We start from the raw sequence: 20,775 nt of genomic DNA, 5'->3' as shown, positions 1-20,775 counted from the left end.
TCGTCTAAAACTACACAGGGCAGCGCCGTCGCACGCGTATTCGAAAAAAATCGCAGCTGTAGATCAGCGGGGTGTAGCAGTGTGTGCCCGGACCTGATTGGCGGTCCACCAGAATCAGGTCCGGGTCGAGTTCAATAGCGCCGGCCGGCTTTCAGACCGTACTCGTCATTCTCGCCATATCGTGACGGCAGAAAGCCGTTGAAAATATGCCCACCGACGTTTGCACCGACGTTCGCCAGACGCTGAAGCGTTTCTTCGAGCTGGCGGGAACCGGTATGGTCGGCACGCGACACGAGCAGAACCAGATCGCAACCTTGCGCCGCGATCGTCACGGCATCGCTCACCGGAAGCACCGGCGGCGAGTCAATCACCACGTAATCGTAGGTATCGCGAAGCGTGCCGAGCATTTCCCGGAAAGCGGGACTGCTGAGAAGCTCGGCAGGATTCGACGGATAAGCATCGCCCGCTCCCAACACCGACAGATTGGTTCCGTCCTGTCTCACGATCGCTTCGTCGAGCGTCGCCGTTTTCTTGAGTACTTCCGCCAGTCCCGGCCCCGCTGGGTCCTGCCGCAAACGGCCCAGTTTCCCCTGCCGCATGTCGCCGTCGATCAGAAGAACCGATTCCTCGGTTTGCGACAACAGATAGGCGAAGTTTGACGACACAAAGCTTTTCCCGACGCCTTGTGTCGGGCCGGTGAACAGAATCACCTTGTTGTTCCGGTCGTTGCTGACTTTCGCGAGCATGGCTCTCACGCTGCTCGGCAATGCGCGCAATGCTTCGACGCTCGGATCGCGCGGACTGCTCACCGCCAGCAGTTTCATCGGTTGATCCTGATTGTTGCGCGAGTCGGCGACGCCGCGCAACTGCGCCTTGGATCGCGCAACCACGGCGAGACGCGGCAGATCGGAAACGTAGTCAATTTCTTGCGGCGTGCGGAATTCCCTGCGATGAAGCGACACGAAGTGAACCGTGACCGTTGCGGCAAACAATCCGCCGAGGAGCGAACCGAGCAGAATGATCGCCTTGCGCGGCCACGACGGCTTCTCCGGCGCAACGGCCCAGTCCATGACGTTCACGCCAGAGGCGGTGCTCGCTGCCGCTACTTCGAGCTGCTGGATGTTGGCCAGCACGCCGGTGTAGATCTGCTTGTTGATGGAGACATCGCTGGACAATCTCACGAATTCGCGCTGGGTAGCCGGCAGATTCTTCGTGAGCTCGCCGGTGCGCGAAATCTCGCGGCCCACCTGCTCCAATTGCTGAACCAGCCCTCTATATGTCGGGCTTTCCGGACCGAAGAGCTGGCGCTTGTCTTCGAAGTCGAGTCGCAACTGGGCCTGCCTTTCAACCAACGCATTCATGCGCGAAATGAGCGATACGCCTTGTTGATCCATGTCGATCGCCTGATTCTGCGTCCGAAAATCATTCAGGCGGTCTTCCGCGGTCTGCAATTCGGTCTTCAGTTTCGGCAGCCGTTCGCTCAGGGTTTGGAGCTTCATGTGCGCCTGGGCGGCGCGATCGTCGACGTTGCGCTTCACGAAAGCATTCACAATCGCGTTGACCATCCGTTCCGCGCCGATCGCCGAAGTCGCCTGGTAGCTCAATCTCATCATCGACGAATCGCGCAACGACGAATTCTGGGCAGTCACGGAAGTTTTCAACCGACTGCTGACGTCTTCATAAGCCGCTTGCGGCGACAGTCTGGACAGCGAGAACTCGATACCCGGCCGCGCGCGCAGGACGTCGATCCGCAGTTTCCCAGACCCGGCTTCATCATCGTTCGTGACCTGGAATGTCGCGGTTTCCCCGACACGGCCCTGGACAAGTTGATGGTCGTCCTTGTCATACAAGGTCCAGATGCCGTCTTCACCCGTCACCACGCGAAACTTCTCGCCCAGCGCGGCGTCAGGCACCTGGAAGATCCCGGGCTTCAGTTGCTCGCCGCCCCAGGCAAATCCGCTCAGCCCCAGAAACGGCTTCCTCAACCGGTTGCTGGCGGCATGGCGCGATGCGAAATAGCGGCCGATCAACGGAAAGTAACTTTCCGTGCGCACAACCGTATCGCTCCCCGTTGCCGCGATTGCTTCGCCGACAATCGTGCGCGAGCTCAGAACATCGGTTTCATCGTCCGCGGACTGGTCCGACGACATCGTTCCGGATACGTCGGATAGCGCGCTGATCGACGCGCCTGGCTTGATCTGTACACGCAGCAGCGCGTCAGCCCGGTATTGCGGCGTCGCGGCCAGAATGTACAGGCCGCCCACCAGACAGCACACGCCGACAATCGTTGCAAATAGCAACTTGTGTCGAGCGATGCTTCGCCAAAGGCCGGAAAGTCCGTCGTTTTTGGCGGGAATTATGCCCATTGGCGATTGCCCGATGTATGAACTCATTTTATTTTCCGCGATAAAAGACGAGGGAGACCTCGTTAGAACACACAAGCTTCCACTTTCCAGACTGCTCAAGCGGAACTGTCCGGGAACTTCCACTCACGCCGTACGTGTTGCGCTACGACGGCACGCTGACAAAAACCGGCCCAAGCGTTTCAGGTATTGCAAGCCCATCCGTCGTCGTTAAAACCTTGCCATACATGTCGGTCACGACTGCATGACGCGGCAAGTGCGACGCGTCCAGCTTCAATGCATCGCCGTTGTCATAGGACCAGAGCACATATTTCACGGTGCCCGCTCGGGTCCCTAGTTTGAGGACGATATATTTCTCGTGTTCGTTGATGAAGTACTTCGCACTGGTTGCATCGGCCGTAAATGAGAACAGATACTTCGATGCGTTATAGGCCGGCAGCCTGTTGTTGTTCTCATCCAGCAGACCAAAGTTGTGCTCCTGATTCGTTGGGCTCGTACCGTCGTTGCGCATGTCGTAATAAGCCGTGAGCCCCACTTCGGCGATCCAGTCGACCAGAAAGCGCCGCACCGCATATCTCGCCTGGAGTGCGCGCGCCTTCGGCGAATGCCCGTTCTCGATCCCGGAGACATACCTGTAGCCGTAGCTCGGGTATGACCATTCCGTTGCCCAGATGGCCGGCGCATTCCTATACGTCGCCAGGTCCGCACGCAATGCACGGTAGTCGGCGAAGACCGACTCCGGATCCTGCTGCCGGTAGGGATGCACACTGATCGCGTCGGCGCCGCGCAGCGCCGGACTGGAAATGTCACCGACAGCCCGAATGAATGTACGGTTGACCTGCTGCACGCCTCCCGACGCAATCTTCACGTCCGGATTGGCTGCGCGGGCTGCCTTCACTGCGGTCGTCAGCAGGTTCCGGTATCTCGGGGGAGACGGCTCAGCCAGCCAGTACATTTTGTGATCCTCTTCGTTCCAGACCTCGAACCTTACGTTGGCACCGCGATAGCGTTGCGCTGACTGATAAACATACGTGTAGAACGCGCCAAGCTGACTCGTTGTCGTCGGCGGCTGATCCGGGCTGAACTCATAGTGTTTGTAGCCAAGGATAAACAGCACACCCAGACCTCTTGCCGCGCCATCGGATACCAGCTTGTCGTATGCGCCGAAATGCCAGCCGTCGGGCGCTTGAACGTCTTCCCAGAAGAGATCCGTACGAACAAAAGAGAAGCCCACATCTTTTACAGCATCCAGCAAGCGCGTATCGTTGACCTCGTGAATCGCCACACCCGTCTCGGCCCGAGACGCCGCGAACGACGGCAGCTGGACGTAGGGCTCTTCGTCCTTAGTTGCCACTCCGCTCAGGATCACCACCGACCCCGCCGGCATGGCAAAGGCTCGAATAGCCAATGAACCCGCAAGCGCAAGCGCCAATCCCGCGAAGCCCACAAGGAGAATCACGATCCGGCTCGATCGCCTGTCTCTCTGAACTTTCATCTAACCCCCTGACCGGCATCGTCGGCTAACTGCACCCCGTCAATGTCAGTTCATTTTTTTTTCGTGTCCGGATCATCAAAACGTCGATCTTCGATGCCTGACGGACAGCACAAAACCGGGACGCATATGGAAGCGCTGTACGCCCACACCCAGCCAAAGAGTCTTCGCGGCGAGGCCGAAGAACAGCAGGCAACCAAGCGATTCAAAGATATCCGTGGTGATGCCGCTGATGAGTAGAAACATCATCATCGTCCATGCAACTCTATCTCTGGACGCACTGGAGAACAGTATTCTAGATAACAGAGTGACGAAGATAGCCAGGCCAATTACGCCAAAGTTCGCGATCGTGTACAGCGCGATATTGTCTGCATAACCGATGTTGAAACCGAAGTTGTTGCGGTAGTAATCGGTCGCCGCGCCAAACCCGCCGGGACCAATCCCCAACCAGATCAGGTTCTCGCGAAGCATGCCCTGCAAGAGGAACGGCCATGTACGCTCGAATCGATCCTGGAACGAGCTGAGCGCGCCACCGTCAAACATCGAGTCATTGATCGCCGCCGAGATCGCGAACGCAGCGAGCGGTACGAGGAGCGCCGCCGCCCCAGCCCAGATAACGCTTTTGCGGATCGTATCCAGCTTGCAGAAACGATCTACTCCGAGGACGATCACAAGCGCAACCAGCGACGTCTTGTTGGTCGTTGCCCAGATTGAGAGTCCCGCTACCGCGAGCATCATCGACACGAGACTGAGCGAGCGGAATCTGGGCAGCAGCCAGGTGGCCAGCAGGCCGATCATGAGCCCCGTTGCGGCGCTGTCGCGCCCAAAACCCGGCAAACGCGGCGCCTCGCCGACGTAGTTGGAATTCGCGACGTGCACCGCCGTGCCGTCCACCATCGTGTTCGCCCCGATCCAGGGCAACGGCTTGAAATAGCCGAAATAGTTCACCAGCACGCCGGCCATACACACGATGGCGATGATGACGACCGTAATCCGCGCGCCCGGCTTCTCGAGAATCGCCAGCGCTTCCGGCGGCGCCAGCATGGTGAACAACATCGGCAGCATCATCCACGCCCAGAAAATCGCCGCGTTGAGACTGACGCCGTTGAAAAGCGACACGCATACTTGCATCGCGAAGAACATCGATACGAGCAGGTGACTGACCTTGGGACGTCTCAGTACGATGAGCAACATGCATACGGCCATCATCACCTTGGGCAGATAGATGGCTTGCGGCGCGCCCGCCAGCGACGTGTAGTAGCGAATCGCCCCCGACATGACATCGCTCATCACACCGAGGAAGAAAGTCAATATCCAGAGCGGGCCCATCATGAGTTCCCCGCACCAATCGGCGCTGCATGTTCGTTGCGCTCGCAGGCAACCGGTTCGCCAAGCGCTGTGTTTTCCAGTGAAGCATCCTGCGCAGCGAGGCCCAGGAAATTTCGCATCACATTGAGCGTAATCCGCGCGACGATGGCGTGGCTGCTGGCGTTCTCATCCATCAGGACGCGCGGCCAATCGGTGGTGCCGCAATTGAACACCTGCCCCGAATTCGCCCCATCACCCAGATCGGGTTTGAACACGCCCATGGCGGCGGCGCCGCCTACGTCCCAGCCCACGAGCTTCGTCGAATCAGCCAGCATCACGAATCCGTTTGGTGTGGGCGGCACGCCGTCGGCCTCGTAGCCGACCAGACGATCTTCCGCGCCGAACGTCTGCGCGTCCTTGACGTGCGTCCCGGCAAATACCCAATGGTCCGCGAGCCGCACCGTATAGCCGATTGGCTCGCGTTCGGGTTTGACCCATTTGCGTCTGAGGCGGCTCCAGACACCGTATTTCGCGCCGCCATAGCCATAGCTCAAGCCAAGGAGATTGCTCTCGCTGTAATCCGGCCAGGACTCGGCAAGCCGGTTCATGACCTTGATATTGTTCACATCCGCATCCGCCCCGAAATCGACCGGCCGGTAGCAGGTATTGCCGCTGAACACGGCCAGATTCCCGCCGCCGGCAATGAAACGCGCGACATGGTCGCGCATTGGCTGACTCCAGTATTCATGGTGTCCGACGCTCAGCATGCAGCGATATCGAGTCAGATCCAGGTCGGTGGCGCGATGCAGGTCCACGTCGGTATAGAAATCACAGGCGAAATCGTGCGCGCGCAGCCAGCGGATGAACTTCGCGTCCCAATGCGTGAAATGCTGGCGCGGCGAGCGCCGGTCATAGGCATCGTCAGGATAGCCAAGTTGAGCGCCGAGCCCGCCACCCGGCCGGAGAAGCGTGACTTTCGTCTGCGGATGCGTGCGGTGAACCGGATCACCGTAAAAGCAGCCGCCGCCCATCGAGTTGTAAGCGTGGTACGTGGCGATCGGCACCACGTACGCGATCGGCGCGGCCGGTGAACGTGGCCGCACGATAATGAGCGCCATGCTGTCGCTGTCTGGCGGCGTTGCGAAGATGGGCTGACGCGCAACACAGCGACGACCCAGATCCGTAAGCGGTTCGCCGCTCGGGCCGACTTCGTATGCAATCGCTGCATAGGCTCCGCTTTCCAGCCTCTCGATATCCGGCTTCACCGTGATCGTCGGCCAGTTCCAGTCCGTGTCGAATCGAACCGGCATGCGCTCGCGCGTCGATTCGAATACGTACTTGCCGTTGATCAGCTTTGCCGTTACGTCCCGCGTACCCGTCGCGACCACCCCGCCCACGCAGATCATCGACTCCGCGTCCTGTTGCTGATAGATCGCTATCGAGAATCTGCTGCGCGGCTGCACCGCGAGGTCGAAGGACTCGCCTGCGGTGAAAGATGTTTGTAGTGGATAGAGTTGCATGCCTCGCGCGCCCCGAAAAGTCACTTATGATTGCCGGCCCAGCGATGGCCGTTTGCACCAGGCGCGTCGATGCGGCGTGGTGCGACCACGGGTGTCCGCAGTTCCATGCCGAGCGCTCGCTTGATCAGTCGCTTCACCTTGAACACGCGACGATTGACCAATATCTGTGTGCGAAAACGCAGCGCGGGCAACGGCTCTTTATGCTGTACGGCGAAGTCCCGATACTCTTCAGCCGTCGCCTCGACGAGTTTCATCGCTGCAGGAAAGACGGACGAGTCGACCCGGGACGTCAGAAAACACTGGATGGCGAAAAATTTATGAAACAGCAGAAGCCAATAGGCGGCATCCTGTCCAGTTCCGCTCTTATCGAGGGCCTCGGCCGAGAACTGAGCGACACTTTCGACTGACTTGAGTGTCGTGACCTGCGTAATACTCCCTGGACGTCGACGATAGTAGTAAAGCCGATCAGGAATGCCGTACAACGTGCGAGCGCGCTTATAGACAATCGGCATTGCAGAGCATTCTTCGTAGACGCGGCCGGCTGGAAAATCTACGCCATCCCACAGGTCGCGGCGAAAAATTCGCGGGCAGCAATGCATCTGGCAAATGCGTGCGAATTCCAGCAGCCTCGCGGTATTGTTCGTACGCAGGCCGACCGTTGCGTCGTTCACGATCAGGAGCTCGTCGACGATGCGACCGCTCGGATCCGCCATACCCACGTTGAATTCAATGATGTCCGCCGTGTCGGCATCGAGCAACGGCATGATCATGTCCGAGAAGTTCGCCGCCCATTCATCATCGGAATCGAGAAAGGCGATGTAACGGGATTTCGCGTACTTCATCGCGGCATTGCGAGCTGCGCAAACGCCCTGATTTTCCTGATGAATCACGGTAATGCGGTGCTCAGGCGCGCTTTCCTTGATTTTGAGGATCTGAGCCAGCGTGCCGTCTGTCGATCCGTCGTCGATCACGATGATCTCGAACTCGTCGGAGCGTGGTTGAGCGAGCGCTGATTTGATTGCGAGGCCGATATAATGCTCGACGTTAAACGCCGGAATTATCACGGATAAAATTGTCTCGCCACTACCTTCATCCACTGGTTTCATAGGACGGGTTACCCTTCAATATCGATTATTCGAAATCGCCCCGCCCTTTACGAAGGCAATGAGGCGGATATCACCCCGGCGCGTCCTGCCACAAGCTCCAGCAGCCATCACGAACCGTGTCTCTGGAATGACCCCAGCGGACCGCGCGAATCGCTCGCGTGACGCTTTGTTCGCTTTGTGAGCCGCACCGACCTTCAAATCGATTTCGAGTCGTTTGACGGCGACCATGTGATTTTTTTCGGCACGCCCCTCGTTGTACGCCCCCATATTCCGCTGCGGCGAACGATATCGTCCGTTCGGAAGCCCACAGTGGAGGCACACATGCTCGACCGTGAGCGCGCCCTGACGTCCCGGCAAACCCCAGACAATTGCCCCCATTCCGGCGCCATGCCCAGCCCCATGAGGGCGGCACGCAAAATAGCGTCCCGTCTTCTGCGCCGGCTGATCTGTCTGGCGAAACGAGAAATGCGGCCGATTGCTTGTGAGCTGTTTGCACCAACATGTGACCGTGGTGCGAAAACCGGTCGGGCAGCGCTGGCCGATCTGGCTGACCGGCAGATAAGCGCGCTCGTCCAGTCATGTCGCGCTCACCGTGACTGGACCATGCGCCGTGCCGCGTTGGTGGGGGCTCTGCGGCGAGTTCTGTGCGCTGGGCTTTGAGGCGACGCTTACGTAGCCAGCTCGCGCTGGCCGCTGCGAACTCCCGCCACACCGCGCGGAGCCCGATTCGCCCAGTAAATGAGGCCGAGCAACGCAAGCGCGCCCCATAGCGTGCAGGAGCCGCCCAGTCCGTGCCCGGTGAAGATGTACGACATCAATAGCACCACCAGTCCCAAAGTTCTGGCGGGTGACGCACTGCGGCTGAGCAACACGAACATCATCGCAATGTAGATGACCGGCAAGATTCCGTAGTGATGATCCCAGGCGATCGGCGAGGCCATCGTAAACGACAGCGCCGCACCGAGGAAGTCGAGCAGGCCGGAGGACTCCTTACCGCGCAGCGGAACGAGCAGCGCTGCGCCGACGATCAAGACCGAGGTGACGAGCGTGCCGGTGTAGACGACCGGATTGAACGATGGAAATTCGTGGATCTTCCATACGGCCGGAGTCGCGTCGGTGCCAAGCAGTCTGTTCAGCAGGCCATTGACCGACTGGTTTTCAATGAACGCTTCACCGGTGCGCGACAGCGCACGCAGCACCGCCAGGTAGTCGAGATGGTTCTGTATGCCGAAGACCGCAAGCGATGCGACAGCCCCCACCGCCGCGACCGCGCCCCAGCCCGCAAGGAAGCGCCACTCACGCCTGAGCAAGCCCCACACCATGAACATGACGAACTGCGGCTTGAGCAGACATATCAAACCAATCAGAACGCCCGCCAGTTCCTTGCGGCCCAGAAGCCACGCCAGGGCGGACAGTGCGAACAACGCGTTGATCCAGACCTGTAACTGACCCAAATCGAACGCCTTGAGCAACGGGCAAAATAGCAGCGCGCCGACTGCACTGACGACTGCAAACTGCCAGCGCCGTGGCGCATGTCCCGGCGAGCGCCGCGCCAGCGTGAATGCCAGCGCGCCCGCGGCCAGAACGTTGGCCAGGACCATCCAGAAGTTGATCCAGTTCAGGAGCGCGTTGGACGGAGCGATCCCCCATTGTGACAGCGTATGAAGGGGCAACAGGCTGCTCGGCGGGTATTGGAACTTGACCCGCTCCACGAAGAATATGTGCTCGTAGAGACGGCCGTCGGCATGCTGCTGAAACCAGCCGAGCGCGGCGCGCATGGGACCCCAGGAGTCGTCGACGTCTCCCGGGGTCCTTAAGGAGCGCACCCAGGTCAATGCGTAATTCAGGCCTGACGGGTGCTTGCCGATGATCCCCAGGTGCGCGAGGAGCCGATTCGCGATGTCCTCGACCATCGATGTGACGAATACAACCAGGCACAGCCCAAAGAGATGCCGTCGCGATCGGCTCGCTATAGAACCGCCCGCTGTCTCAGGGTCGGTTACGTTCAGGGCAGCGTGGGAAGACATGGCTCGACCCTCTCGAATGATTCAAGATGTTTTTTGGAGAAAAATTGACGGCAGGTCGAGCATGACGAAAGATGCGTCAGGATGAAATGGCAGATTTCATCGAAGTGTGTGTTATCTCACCTATCACACGTCAGCCGAGCCGGAACGCAACGCGCGATCAGCCGGAGCAGGTTCCGTCAGCGCGGGGCGACCTCGTGTGCGGCAACCGGCTCACGGGAGGCAGCCACGCGCGGCTGTGCCGCCGGCAGCGGTGCAGTCTGCCGCTGAGCGCGCGCGGCCGCCTGCTGCAGCGCGGCCGAAATGGTCGTGCAGGTCACAAACGCGAGCGTCATCGTCAGCAGGCTCAGATTGCGCAATTCGTCCCGATAGCAGAAGGCGATAAATAGCGGCACGGTGATCACCAGCGCAATCCACGCGTGCGTACGCACGACCGCCGGCAAGCCGCGCCAGCTGGCCCTCAGCAATAGCGCGACCAGCAGCAGATGAACGACGTTGAACCCCTTCGTGGTCAGAATTCCGTAATTCATCTCCATCCGGAAGTAATTGCGCGGATTAGCCAGATACTGAATGTGCGACATGAGCTGGTACTCCATCGCGCCACCAGCGTTGCCCGCATACCGGGACTTGATCAACAGGTTGACCACCGCCGCGAGTGCAAGGAGGCCTCCCGTCAGCATGATTGTCTGCTTGCGCGGGTGACGCAGCGCGATGAACGGGACGAGCGTCAGCACGAACAGCAGGTACGACTCCTTGTTCAGCGTGGCGATCGCGGTGACGACGGCGAGCGGAATGATCCTGCGCTTGACTGCAAGCCAGATTCCGAGCGCCATGAACATCAGCTCGGGCATGTCGTAGTAGTAGCCGCCTTCAGTCAGGATCAACGGAAAGACTGCGGCAATCGCAAGCGGTGTGAGCGTCGCGGCGACCCTGTCGCCAATGACCTCGATGCAGGCGGCGCGAATCGCGAACATCGCCGCGAACATCGACAAAAAACACATTGCATAGACGAGGAAATAGCGCAGTGCGTACTGCGGATTGGCCGCGTCGGTGGCGCCCGGAAAATAGCGCTGGATCGGGTTCGAGACCGGCGGCTCCTCGGCCAGCTTATTCAGGAACGTCGTTTTGGCGTGTTGCGGAATGACGCTGTCGATTGCGTTGGCGGTCATCGGCAGCAATTGCCGATAAACGAACGGTCGTGTGGACGTGCCCTCCAGCATCTGCGGAAGCGAGTACTTCTCGGTCTCGGAGAAATGCCACTTGATGAAGAAACCACTGAACGATGCTGCCGCGGCGAGGTAATAGATGAAGACAAGGAGGATCCATGCGGTGGGACGGGGCAACGCGACTCGATTCGACATTGGAACTCCTGATCACATGGCTGGATTTATCAGCCGAATCCAGCACTGATCCCGCCATCGTAATGGCGCGGCACCTCACGTCTGTGCGATAGCGCACTCCAGGGCGATTTGCTGTCTGCGGCGGCGCTGCTCCGCCATGTGCGATGCCGAACAGATGCCTCAACTACCGCGCCTTAGGATCGGCACTGTGGCCTGCGTACGGCCGCATGCCCATGTTTTGCGCCGATCAATCGCTTTCTTTGCCAATAGGTGTCGCCATGTCGTCTCACGCTCTTCCATTGTGCGTCGATCTTGATGGCACGCTTGCGCGAACCGATCTGTTGGCCGAATCGCTCCTGGTATTGCTCAAGAAGAACCCGCTGTACATCTTCATGTGCGTGGTTTGGCTGCTGCGCGGCAAAGGTTACCTGAAGGACCAGATCGCGAAACGTGTGACGATCGATGTCGGGATCCTTCCGTACAACGACCGTCTGGTCGCCTACCTTCGGACCGAGCAGCAGAGCGGGCGCGAGCTGTACCTGTGCACCGCGTCCAACGAACAGTTCGCAGAGCAGATCGCTGCTCACTTTGGCATTTTCAGCGGCGTCATGGCCAGCAATGGCGAGTTGAACCTGCGCGGCAACAATAAGGCCAGCGCACTTGCGGGCCGCTTCGGCGAACAAGGCTTCGACTACTGCGGTAACGACATGACCGACGTGCCGGTCTGGAAGCGCGCGCATGCCGCGATCGTGGTCGGCAACCAGAAGATTGCAGCAGCGGCCCGCAAGGTCAACCAGCAGATCATTCTGTTCGATGAGGTGCGGCCGCCGCTGCGCGTCGTGCTGCAGGCGACGCGCGTCTACCAGTGGTGCAAGAACACGCTGGTGTTTCTGCCGCTGCTTGCGGCGCACCAGTTCACCAATGCGACCGCAGTTCTCAACGCGACCATCGCGTTCTTCGCGTTCAGCCTGTGCGCGTCGTCCGTGTATCTGGTCAACGACATGCTCGACCTCGACGCGGACCGTCGCCATATTCGCAAGCGCAACCGGCCGTTTGCCTCCGGCAAGCTGCCGCTGTCGTTCGGCGTCGCGCTGACCGCCGTATTGCTGACGCTCACCGCGATACTCACGACGTTTCTGCCCGCGAAGTTCGTGCTGGTGCTAGGCCTGTATTTCGCGCTGACGCTGGCCTATTCGTTCATACTGAAGCGGCTGATGCTCGTCGATGTGTTCTCGCTCGCGACGCTCTACACCGCGCGAATCGTCGCCGGCGGCGCGGCGGGGCAGATTCCGCTGTCGTACTGGCTGATCCTGTTCTCGGTGTCGATCTTCCTGAGCCTTGCGATGGTCAAGCGCTACGCCGAACTGAACGTGATCCTGAAGGAAGGCAAGTCCGCCGCGGCCGGACGTGGCTACATCACACAAGATCTGGCGATCCTGCAGTCATTCGGCATCGCGGCCGGCTACACGGCGGCACTGGTGCTGGCGCTGTACCTGAATTCGCCCGAAGTACAACTGATGTACCGCCACCAGGAAGGCCTCTGGGCATTGTTCGGGCTGATGCTGTTCTGGGTCAGCCGGGTATGGATCACCGCATTCCGCGGAAAAATGCATGACGATCCGATCGTGTTCGCGTTGAAGGACAAAGTGAGTCTGTGCGTGCTGACGGCGTGCGTTGCCAGTATTGTTCTGGCAGCATAGCGATCCGAGCCGGTCTGGCGCAACGCAATGACCGGCTCGACGCCCACCGGCGCACCGCGCCCACTCGATAACAACGAATAGCGACGAATGGCGATCTTTCTTCTTTTTGCAGCCGGCACGCTCAGTGCGGTTGCCAGTGTCCTGCTGCGCATTGCGGCAACCATGAACACAGTACAGACTTCCGGCGGCCTGCTGTCTCTGGGCACGCTGACCAGCGGGCCGATGCTGATGCGCGCGGGCGCGATCGGCGCCTATGGCGCAGGTTTCGTGCTGTACGCGGTCGCATTGCGTCGTGTAGAGCTGAGCGTCGCGTACCCGCTGATGGTCGGCATCACGATCATCGAATTGTTCGGCTATGGCCTGTTCGCCGGCGAAGCGGTGACAGTCAAGGCTGCGGCCGGCGCGGCGCTACTTGCGGCCGGCATCTATATGATCTATTCGTGACGCGGCGTTGGGCATGTATCTCCACATGCCGTGCGTGAAGCCGGGTGGCGCGCCCTCTTGCACGAGAAGACCGCGAGCGACGCCTGCACGACCTGCTTGAAGGGCTTGAATGTGTTGCGCTGGCTGGCCCCGCAGTGGTGCCCCAAAGGCGCATGTTGCCCAATCGCGCGAAGCGTCGCGAGGGCTCGAAGTGCATCTGGCCGTGGATACCTTGGAGCAGTTGCCCGCCTTGGAGGTGACAGGTGACACCGGCCAATGCGCAGGATCGCGCGCAGGTCGAGCAACTGGCTCGCGCAATGGGCGGGTGTTGAGCGGGCGCGGCGTGAAGCTGGCGTTTGCCGAGCGGATCCATACCGGCGAGGCAGCCCAGCAAGTCGCCGGGCATACCTCATCCAGGTTCATAAGCGGTACTAGGAATCGATCGCGGCCCGATTGCCCGACAACGCCGCATCGAGTGCCGCGGCAACTACATCCGCGTTCGGTCTGAAGACCATATCGCTGTGGCCTCCCGCTACGTCGATGACCTTCAATCCGCGGCACGCAACCCGCTGCCACAACGGCAATGGATTCCCGCGGCCCTCTATTCGGGTCGACGCGCGAACATACAGGATCGGGCCGGCGCGATATCGCTTCGGCCGGTACGTAGCCATCGCAACCTGCATGGCCTGGCGTACGCGCAGCAGCACAGGAGGCAACCCGACAGCATCGGGTTCGAGCCTGCGCGCCGTGCGCCCCAGGCGCAGCCGCGCCCGGTCAACCGCCGCCGCCAGCTTGGCGGACACGTATCGGGTACGTTGCGCCGACAACATGTCGCGGAACGTCCGCCATTGCTCGACGACGTAGCGGCCTTCGTAACGCATCCAGGCATCCCACGGCAGATACCGCTCATTGACATAGGTGTCGACGAGGCACAGCATCTCGACGCGCTCGCGGGCGCGATGCAGTTGCTGGGCGATCTCAAGAGCGATCAGGCCGCCAAAAGAGTAGCCAGCCAGCGCATACGGCCCGTGCGGCTGCAACTGGCGTATCTGCGCCACGTAGTCGCGCGCCATGTCGATGACATGCTGTTGCGGCGCTTTCTCGCCCTCCAGGCCATGTGCGTTGAGTCCGTACACCGGCCTTCCGCTTCGCAGCGCGCCAATCAACGCCCGGCATTCCATTACCGAGCCGGTGACACTGTGGGCAAGAAAAAGCGGCGTCCCGTTGCCCGCGCGCATCAGCACCAATGCGCTCGACGGCGCGCTCACAGGGCCGGCCTCGAGGATATCGGCGATCTGCGCGATGGTCGGTGCGGTCATCAGGTTCGTCAGCGAGATCGTCTGCCCGGTCGCTTCGTGTATATGGCTCGCCATCTCCGCGGCGAGAAGCGAATCGCCGCCCAGGTCGAAGAAGTTGTCGTCGCTGCTTATCGGTCCGAAACCGAACATGCGTTCCCACAATGCCCGCAGGTACGACTCCATCTGCTCGCGCGTATTGCCGGGCAACGGCAGCGAGCCTTTTTCAAGGTTCTGCGACGCTTGCCAGCGGATGGCGTCAAGACACTCGGGATTGCGCAACGCCCCGGCGTTTCTGGCCGGCACTCCGTTGATGGCGTCGCGCGCCGCGGCTTCCGACGGCTTGCCGCTATGGGTGGTCGGCAGTGCTTCGACCGCGAGGACCAATCCCGGCACATGCGCAGGCGACGCACGGCGAACGAGATCGGCGCGCACACGCGACAGCAATGCGGCGGAAAGCTCGACACCGGCTTGCAATACCAGCAGCAGAACGATGCCTCGTTCGCGCGAACCTGCGGTCAAGGTCGAATTCGCCCCATGGCGGCCTGCATGGGACAACGAACCGGCCGCATTCCGATCGACGACCATCGCGTCACGAATACCGGGAATATCGTTCAAAATGCGGTAGATTTCCGCGGGGCCGACGTTCACACCGCCGACGTTCAGCACGCCATCAGAGCGGCCGTGCATGCGCGCCGATCCTCGCGGCGAAAATTCGATGAGGTCGCCGTGCGTCCAGGCGCCGGGGTTAGCCGCAAAATACGACGCATGAAAACGTGTACCGTCCGTATCGCCAAAAAACCCAACCGGTCGTGAAGGAAATGGATTCGTGCAGACGAGATGGCCAATGCCCACCGCCGGTCGGCCGTCACTCCACGCCTGAACATCGAGCCCCAGACTCTTGCATTGCGCTTCGCCCGCATAGACCGGCAAGTTTGGATTGCCAAGTACGAAGCAGCCGATGATATCGGTGCCGCCCGAAATCGACTGCAGCGGCAACGGTCCGACGTGCTCCCTTACCCAGTCATACTGCGAGTCGAACAGGACCGCGCCTGTCGACAGCATCGCGCGCAGCGCTGAAAGGTCGAATTGCCGTGCAGGCTCGAGATTCGCCTGCTCACACATCTTCAGATAGGCGGGGCTCGTGCCAAACACGTTCACCCGTTCATCGGCCGCAATACGCCACAAAGTATCGACCGTCGCAAGCGGGCCGTCGTACGTGACGATCTCGACTCCCGATGCAAGCGCCGAGAGCTGCCAGTTCCACATCATCCACGCGCAGCTGGTCTGAAAGTAGAGCTTGTCGCCGGGGCGCAAGTCGGTATGCAGCCGATGCTCCTTCAGGTGTTCGAGGAGCGTGCCGCCGGCACCATGCACGATACATTTCGGCTTGCCGGTCGTACCCGACGAAAACATGATGAACAGCGGATGATTGAACGGAAAGCGCCGCCAGACGAAGTCTGCCGGATCGGATTGTGCAATCAGGGCGCGAAGCGCGTGAACCGGCAGCGTGACGCTGTCGGGCAACGGTCCGTCATCGAGGCTGACAATGCCTTCGAGCGACGGCATCGCCGACGCGAGACCAGCAATGTTCTCCGCGAGCGGCGTGCCCCTGTCGAACGCACGCGTGGCCGTGTGTGCGAACAGCAGCCGTGGCGCAAGCGGGACGAAGCGATCGAGCAGCGCATCGGCCCCCATCTCCGGTGACGCGCTCGCCACCGTCGCGCCGAGCGCGGCGACGGCCAGCGTACAGATGACGGCCTGCGCGTCGTTGCGCATGACCATGGCCACACGATCACCGCTGCGCAACCCGAGACGTTCGAGCGTGCAAGCGAGACTAGCCACTCGCTCGCGCAGTTCGCCGCGCGTCAGGCGCACGCGCGGCGCGTCTACATGACACTCGGACAATGCAGGAGCATCGGCGCCGGCAATGGCCGAACCGAGCAGGCTATCTGCATAGCTGAGTTCGAGGCGCGGAAAAAATCTCGCGCGCTCGATGTCTTCGCCGACGCAAACCGGCTCGACTTCGCCCGCAGTTTCGATATCGGTACACCACTTGAGAAAGCAACGCCAGAAGCTCCGGTATTCCCGTACCGAAAATTCGTGCAGTCGCGTGTAATCGGACAGAGGCAAACCCGTGCGCACCTGGAGCGCTGCAGCAAACGCGCTCATTTGCGATGCGGCAATCCGTTGTGATGCCGGTACATACACGGGCGTGCGGGTGCTGTTAGCGACCCGGGCAATGGGGTCGCAGCAATTGGAGGACGTCATGTTTTAGAGCTCTCAGGAGGGAATAGATACTCCGCCGACAAAGCGGACGCATATGTACCCTGCTTTAATGATTCGCGAGGCACTTTGCCGATCCGGTCCGGCATGCTCTGCGGCGCTTTAGAAAGAATTGGAAAGAATGTACGCGCGCGCCCGGCGCTGGAATGTGCTTTAACGAACCAATGTCTGCGATCGTTTATCGACTAATAGGTGGCGCCGACTCCATAGCAAAAGCTCCTCAGCCATTGCACCTTTCAGGCGGCCGACGATGTTCGGCGAAAGCCCTTTGTCCTGTTCTTCCAGCAAACGTTCTGAGTGCGTCGGAGGTCGATTCGCTGCTTCGTTACCCTCGACTAGAACTCCGTGTTCTATACGGTTCATCAATTTGTGTTGGCCAACGTACATAGCAAAATTCGGCCAACGAATATTTTCATTACGAGGCGACCTATTCGATATAACAAGATTCAATACCAGCGAGATTCCGTCCTATGCAATCCATGTCAGACGCACGAGGTCATACACCCGCGAAGCGGATTCGAATAGAAGAAGGCGTCGCGCTGAAGTCTTTTAACAATGTGATTCCTATCGATGCAATTGCGGAAATCAACGAAGTCATTGATCGCTCCTTTGGCAGCTTGGCACAACGTGCTCAACTAAGCGTGAGGGCGGCCGAGCTGATTCGCCGTAGCGAAGCATTCCGGCAACTCGAAGAGACAATTTGTGCGAATACGCGCGCGATGGCGGCTAAGGCGGGACAGACGGAATTCCCGCTGCAACCTTTTCACGTGATTCGCTGCTCGAGCGCGGCGACGCTGGCGGAAAGTCATTGCCGCCATTACGACTCGCATCTCCTGACGTTGCTGATCCCACTACGACTGGCGCCGGAGGGTGACTCCAACGGCGATCTGTTGATGTACCGCCGCCCTCGTCTTTCGGTCTCCACGCCGGGCAATGTGATATGCAAGATTCGCCACGGCATCCAGCGAGGCCTGCCGCTCAGCTGGCGGAAATGGCTGACGTGGCACGATCTGCGCCGAGGAAATTGCGATCGCGTGCCGGTGCACGTCGGCAGCGTCTACGCATTCAATGGCTTTGCGCTCCAGCATGCGAACCTCGATGTCGAGGCCGGACAGCGCCGCACACTGCTGATCCATTACTACGACCCTGGTCATTCGCTGGGTCTCAGTGAGATGCTGCGTCGCGCACGGCACTAGGAAGGACGGCCAGCGACAGAAAGCACTCTGGAACTGTCGGTGAGGCGCTTCCAGCAGCGGCCGATTCGGAAGCGTTTAAAGAGAAATCCCGTGACTTCCGTTTCAGGTGACTGCCGGATCTTTTATTGAGGAAAACTGACCGGCCAAACCGGCTTATTGAGGGCCACCTCGCCCGTCACCACCCCAGGTGTCATTCAGCGGCCCCTGCCTTCAACAAGAAAAACTGAATGCCATGCGCACCGTGATCGGTGAACTCCGCGTGCAATTTTTCAATGCCGCAGTGCCGGAATAGCGTGAGAAGTCGATTCACGTTGTACGCATTCATCTGCATCGTCGGTTCAAACACCGGTCTTCCACGAGCAAGATTGGCCATCCAGTGCGCGGGGGCGAAATGGTCGCGAGTCCAGTTGATGGTAGGGGCGAACCGGGTCGCATTGCAATCATAAGTAAAGTGCAGAACGGCAATCCCGTTTGGCGAAAGGTGGCTCAGCAGGGCTTCGGCGAGTTTCATTCCGCGTTCGACCGGAATATGCTGGAAGACGATATAGGAATTGATCAAATCGAACATTCCATGGAGATTCGTCAACCCATCATCGGATCGAACGAATTCGATATTCCCGATGCCTTCCTGAGTGACGTTTCTCGCCGCTTCTTCCAGCATGGATGGCGAAACGTCGATGCCAACCGCACTTCTTGCCCGCCTCGATAACGGCATGATCAAACGGCCCACGCCACATCCGAAATCCGTGGCCCGATCGGCCCGAAAGGCCGGATTCAGATGCCGATGAATCACATTGAACATGCCGGAAACATACAACTCCCCGCTCTGGAAGAAATGTTGTCTTGCATCGGCCGACAATCCGGTCTCCCTGAACTCAGGCAATCTTACAACGCCGTAGTACGGCGATGATTTCCCCCATTTTTCCCAATGCTTATCAGTGGACATCGCTGTTCCCTCGCAAGAGGCGCAAGGTCCCATACGATCATTGCGGCATGTTTCCTGAATATTCGCTATCGCACAGTTGCATCGGAAACGTCTTCCATCAAGGTTTTTGCCGTGCGCACCCTGGCAGCTTGCGGGTCTTCGCGGATGATGCCGGAAAAGGCACGGTGGACGGCGAGCCGTCCCGCGCGATGTTTGCGATAGAAACGCTACCGACAACCCAACCGGAGAGGCATCTACCAGCCTCACTTTCGCGCTGGCGTCCGCAGCGAATTGCCGGCCAGCCACTTTAGCCGTTCGCAATTCACTTTGATCCGCGCCTCGAATTCTGCGGGATCGCGATCGCGCAGCGCGCTCATCTGGGTATTGTCCTTGTCCGCGCGACGCCAGCCCACTTGCCAGTGCCGATCGAAGTCGCTGGTTTCAGGCAGCGTCTTTCTGAGCCGCTGCTTGTATGCGCCGACACGCTCGGGCGACACCTGACAGAACTCCTGCGCGAAGTGGACACGCTCACCCGCCGTTTCCACCTTCGCGGTCGTGGCATCTTCGCTGGCCATAGCCGATACGGGCAGAGCCGTCGAGAGCAACAGAACGCAGGCCATCGCGACCCGTCTTCCATAGTGGTACTTGATGTTCTTCATCATTGCCTCCTGACGGACGGCCACAGCACCCAGGGATTTCCCCATGTTTTTCGCCGTTTTCCGCCTTCTCGCATCCAATGTGGCTTAATTGGACAGCAGGATGGCGTTTTCGCCCGCTATCCGGATCATTGCTTCGACAATACGCGGTGTTACGCTTCAGAAAGCAGCCTTCGCGACAGTGAGCCGCCGTTCAGCGGCAGAATCAGCAGCCAACAGTCACGTCGCGAAGCGCATTAGCCAATGAAAAAGGCGAAACATCGCTGCGGGAGCCACTGCGATGGAATTTAAAACATATACCGTACTGACGCTCATGGTGGTTAGCAACGCGGCCCTCGCATGGCAGCCGCTCACCTATCCTGTCCAAAGTCAAAGCCCTTACCGCCGCAGCATCGACACCGCACTGTGCTTTGCGCAGGCCAACAGGACCAAGGTCGACATCAAGCGCGAACCACAGATTCCGCCGCGCCCTCAACCTGCCAGCAAAGCCACGTCGACCGGTGTACCGTCGCGTCCGCCCCTGCCGCCCAGCACTTTCTCGGCCGCGCCGATGAGCGCGAGCATGCCGGCCGCCGCGACCGCGCCCGGCGCAAGCGAGCCGGTGGCGACGGCAGCGACAGCCGCGGGCGCTTCGGCGCCGCACCCGGCGAGTGCGCCCGTGGCGGGCACCCCCACTACCGCTACGACGGCCGCCACGCCGGCATCGGCGACGACGACGGCGGATATGGGCGCATCCGGGGCTGAAGCTGGTTCGTCGGAGCAGGCGAACGCGGCATCGAGCGTCAAGCTGCCGCCACTACCCGCACCCGAGCCGCCCATGACCCAGTATTGGGCCGCGTATGGCGCGTGCATGCAGGCGCGAGGTTACGTCGTCGCACAGTAAGTCCCGCTTGCCAACCTCCTTGCCCCGTGCCCCGTTCTTTTGATGGCGGCATCGGCATTCGACGCCCGTGAGCGACCTGACCATGCTTAGCGACACGATCTTCGATCAGCAGGACTCCCAACGATGTAACCACTGCGGTGCGCCGCTGGCCGGCCGCTTATTGCCTTGTCCTTCGTGCCGCGCGCACCCCGCCGATACGTTGGGCGCACGCTCCGCGCGAGCGCCGGGTCTGCCCGTTGCGCTGAATCAGCGTCAGCC

The 20,775-nt window shown here is 60.2% G+C and carries 14 protein-coding genes; 4 read left to right on the top strand and 10 right to left on the bottom strand.

Annotated features, from left to right (window positions below):
• Nucleotides 1–131 precede the first annotated feature (131 nt).
• From ACZ9H4_RS05650 to ACZ9H4_RS05620, 7 genes are all read right to left on the bottom strand, one after another.
• Nucleotides 132–2,366: a polysaccharide biosynthesis tyrosine autokinase gene (locus ACZ9H4_RS05650; protein ID WP_476118653.1), complete on the bottom strand. Its 2,235-nt coding sequence runs from the start codon at nt 2,364–2,366 to the stop codon at nt 132–134.
• A 142-nt stretch (nt 2,367–2,508) separates the two neighbouring features.
• Nucleotides 2,509–3,822, bottom strand: coding sequence for a cellulase family glycosylhydrolase (locus ACZ9H4_RS05645; protein WP_476118443.1), 1,314 nt, complete (start codon nt 3,820–3,822; stop codon nt 2,509–2,511).
• Between the two features lie 111 nt (nt 3,823–3,933).
• Nucleotides 3,934–5,187 (bottom strand): O-antigen ligase family protein, encoded by a 1,254-nt coding sequence (locus ACZ9H4_RS05640; protein WP_476118442.1) that lies wholly within the window; start codon nt 5,185–5,187, stop codon nt 3,934–3,936.
• The gene (locus ACZ9H4_RS05635) at nt 5,184–6,683 is read right to left on the bottom strand and encodes a N,N-dimethylformamidase beta subunit family domain-containing protein (RefSeq protein WP_476118440.1); all 1,500 of its coding nucleotides are present in this window, start codon (nt 6,681–6,683) and stop codon (nt 5,184–5,186) included. Before ACZ9H4_RS05635 ends, ACZ9H4_RS05640 begins: the two co-directional genes overlap by 4 nt.
• Nucleotides 6,684–6,703: 20 nt before the next feature.
• On the bottom strand, nt 6,704–7,789 hold the full coding sequence (locus ACZ9H4_RS05630) for a glycosyltransferase family 2 protein (RefSeq protein WP_408144347.1): 1,086 nt from the start codon (nt 7,787–7,789) through the stop codon (nt 6,704–6,706).
• A 668-nt stretch (nt 7,790–8,457) separates the two neighbouring features.
• Nucleotides 8,458–9,702, bottom strand: a complete 1,245-nt coding sequence (locus ACZ9H4_RS05625) for a glycosyltransferase family 87 protein (RefSeq protein ID WP_408152955.1) — start codon at nt 9,700–9,702, stop codon at nt 8,458–8,460.
• A gap of 290 nt (nt 9,703–9,992) precedes the next feature.
• Complete coding sequence (locus ACZ9H4_RS05620; protein ID WP_408144343.1) at nt 9,993–11,174, bottom strand: hypothetical protein; 1,182 nt, start codon at nt 11,172–11,174, stop codon at nt 9,993–9,995.
• A gap of 257 nt (nt 11,175–11,431) precedes the next feature.
• On the opposite strand from ACZ9H4_RS05620, the gene ACZ9H4_RS05615 reads away from it, so the two are divergent.
• Together ACZ9H4_RS05615 and ACZ9H4_RS05610 are read left to right on the top strand one after the other, a co-directional pair.
• A complete protein-coding gene (locus ACZ9H4_RS05615) occupies nt 11,432–12,853 on the top strand; it encodes a UbiA family prenyltransferase (RefSeq protein ID WP_408152956.1) in 1,422 nt (473 codons plus the stop codon).
• A gap of 87 nt (nt 12,854–12,940) precedes the next feature.
• On the top strand, nt 12,941–13,297 hold the full coding sequence (locus ACZ9H4_RS05610; RefSeq protein WP_408144339.1) for a ligand-binding protein SH3: 357 nt from the start codon (nt 12,941–12,943) through the stop codon (nt 13,295–13,297).
• Between the two features lie 410 nt (nt 13,298–13,707).
• Here ACZ9H4_RS05610 and ACZ9H4_RS05605 read toward each other — a convergent pair whose 3' ends face one another.
• Nucleotides 13,708–16,842 carry an acetoacetate--CoA ligase gene (locus ACZ9H4_RS05605; protein WP_476118439.1) on the bottom strand — a complete coding sequence of 1,045 codons (3,135 nt, stop codon included), beginning with the start codon at nt 16,840–16,842 and terminating at the stop codon, nt 13,708–13,710.
• Between the two features lie 485 nt (nt 16,843–17,327).
• Between ACZ9H4_RS05605 and ACZ9H4_RS05600 the strand changes: the two genes are divergently transcribed.
• Nucleotides 17,328–18,053, top strand: coding sequence for a hypothetical protein (locus ACZ9H4_RS05600; protein ID WP_476118438.1), 726 nt, complete (start codon nt 17,328–17,330; stop codon nt 18,051–18,053).
• Between the two features lie 190 nt (nt 18,054–18,243).
• Here the strand turns inward: ACZ9H4_RS05600 and ACZ9H4_RS05595 are convergent, their stop codons facing one another.
• A complete protein-coding gene (locus ACZ9H4_RS05595; protein ID WP_476118437.1) occupies nt 18,244–18,999 on the bottom strand; it encodes a class I SAM-dependent methyltransferase in 756 nt (251 codons plus the stop codon).
• A 242-nt stretch (nt 19,000–19,241) separates the two neighbouring features.
• Nucleotides 19,242–19,682, bottom strand: coding sequence for a hypothetical protein (locus tag ACZ9H4_RS05590; RefSeq protein ID WP_476118436.1), 441 nt, complete (start codon nt 19,680–19,682; stop codon nt 19,242–19,244).
• 232 nt (nt 19,683–19,914) lie between these two features.
• Here ACZ9H4_RS05590 and ACZ9H4_RS05585 point away from each other — a divergent pair, with 232 nt between their 5' ends.
• Nucleotides 19,915–20,517 (top strand): hypothetical protein, encoded by a 603-nt coding sequence (locus tag ACZ9H4_RS05585; protein ID WP_408144329.1) that lies wholly within the window; start codon nt 19,915–19,917, stop codon nt 20,515–20,517.
• Nucleotides 20,518–20,775 lie beyond the last annotated feature (258 nt).

This window comes from Paraburkholderia sp. TE9906, from assembly GCF_056279605.1.
This window is presented reverse-complemented; position numbering and strand designations above follow the sequence as displayed.